Origin of the sequence: Mesonia mobilis DSM 19841, assembly GCF_000423405.1 — a bacterium.
GTDB lineage: Bacteria > Bacteroidota > Bacteroidia > Flavobacteriales > Flavobacteriaceae > Mesonia > Mesonia mobilis.
On sequence record NZ_AUHX01000041.1, the window covers coordinates 1 to 1991 of the forward strand.

At 31.4% G+C, this 1991-nt stretch carries 2 protein-coding genes; both read right to left on the reverse strand.

The window, feature by feature from the left end; translation table 11 throughout:
• Nucleotides 1-72 precede the first annotated feature (72 nt).
• Nucleotides 73-939, reverse strand: coding sequence for a hypothetical protein (locus G551_RS0112250; protein WP_027885832.1), 867 nt, complete (start codon nucleotides 937-939; stop codon nucleotides 73-75).
• A 167-nt stretch (nucleotides 940-1106) separates the two neighbouring features.
• Nucleotides 1107-1790 carry an Abi family protein gene (locus tag G551_RS0112255; RefSeq protein WP_027885833.1) on the reverse strand — a complete coding sequence of 228 codons (684 nt, stop codon included), beginning with the start codon at nucleotides 1788-1790 and terminating at the stop codon, nucleotides 1107-1109.
• Nucleotides 1791-1991: the final 201 nt, after the last annotated feature.

Here is a 1991-nt window from a genome sequence, read left to right on the forward strand (position 1 = left end):
TAAGATTAAAGAAATAGAGGTTTTAGTACAGGATAAATATGCTCTAAAATTAAGGAAGAAAAGAGTTGCTTTTTACCTCAGTTCTTTGTTGGCAACCGTTTTTTTATTCATTCTATAATGTAAATTCAAAAACCGAATTCCATAAAAATTCAGATTGTGGTCAGCTCTCAATACATTTTCATCGTCTTCGTAAACTCTAATCCATTCGTGCATTGATTTCACGAATCTCGCCCAATATTCTCCTTTTCCATTTGTCAAGGTAAAGTAAAATCCATTATCTCCGAATTTTTTTCCATCAGAGCAGAGAAGAAGCGAACCATCTTTCTCAACTTTCTCTGTCATAACCACAGAAGCATTTCCGTTTGGTAGTGGAAACACAACTTTTAGTAGTGGTTTTTTGTAATTCGGATTTTTACAAGTTGTGTAAATTCCTGAATAAATTACGTCGTTTGTACTTTTTATTATTCTGTACCAAATTGTCCATTTAGTTTCCTTTGTCTGTTTATCTTTAAGTTTTATTATTTGACTTTTCAGCCCCTTTGCGGTATCAATTGAATTCAGAGGTAAATTCAGTTGTTGAAGTCGTTTGCTAAAAATCAAATAAAGAAGTTTACCAAAAGGTTTAAAAATACCTTTCCATTCAGACCAAACCTCAAAATCGTAGTTTGATGTGTTTTCATAAAAGTCAGCAACTTTGTCGTTCAAACGGTTTTTGTCTAGGTCAGAAATTCCGATTTGTTCCATTTTTTCGAGAAGACCAGAATTCGGTAAGTTTTTTCGAATTTCTAAATTTTCTTTTTCTGCTAATTCGAAAATGAACTTATCTTTAATAATATCTGTATTTCCTATAGGTCCAATTAACCACTCAAAATCGTTCGGATTTATCTTTTTTCCTGTAGTTTTTACCCAAATTTGAGTGATTTTATCTTGTATTGCCATTAAGTTCGTTCAAATGGTTGCCAACGGTTTTGTATACCCGTCAGTTGCGGGAATTAGACAACTAAGATAGAAAAAATCCCCGACTTTTATACTTGTGCGGTTGTGTCCGCAGGACACAAAGCCGCAATTGCTGGTATACGTTGTTGGCAACTGGCTTGTTTTAAGTGTTATAAATTATCTAAATCATTACAAACTTTATTAATATGATCTATTCCATATAGAAGTTCAGATTCATTAATATTCATCCATTGAAAAAATTGTAAGATTTTACCATAATGCTGTCTAGCAGTTGTAGAATCTTTTATTGAATGTGAATTTCTAAAACAAATAGGTTCGTGATGAGCAATTCTATTTCTAAATTTATTTATATCAGCTAATTGATTAAATACATAATTCTGGTTGTATTGATTATTGGCAGTACTTTTAGGTTTAGCAGGAAAAATTTTTAATAAATTTCTTCCTGTAGCTGTGTACTGTCTAGGAGCAAATAAAAACCTCCAAAAACCAAAACCTAATTCCGCAACTAATTTGTTATGAGTATAAGATGCTCCTAATGAATTAATGGCATCATTTATATTATTTTTTGTGATTCTTGTATGATTATTGTCAAATATTCCTTGTCTTTGAGCACCATTTCTTAACCAATTATTACCTAAAGTAGATATTAAATGCTGATCTATTTTATTTCTCAATGAAATCTCAAAACAACTTATTATTGTAAAAAACTCTTGAGATAATTTGAGATTAAGTCTATAAAGTGTCATTGATTTCCTGGTATCTCCTCCACAAGCATCTAAATATCTACTCATTCTTGCAGGCGATATAATATTCTCAAATTGGTTGTATCTCATAAATATTTACTTGGTAGATACAAATATAATCAATATATTTGTATCATCTTATTCCCGATAGTCCCTGAATTATATCAAACTATCGGGTTTCGATTTTTATATACTATCCTGTTTTTTTAGCTTGTTGCCAACGGTCTCGGCTATGAGTAGTTGCGTGGTTTAGCGGTTAACTTTGCAAGTACACACCAAACTGAAAATCCG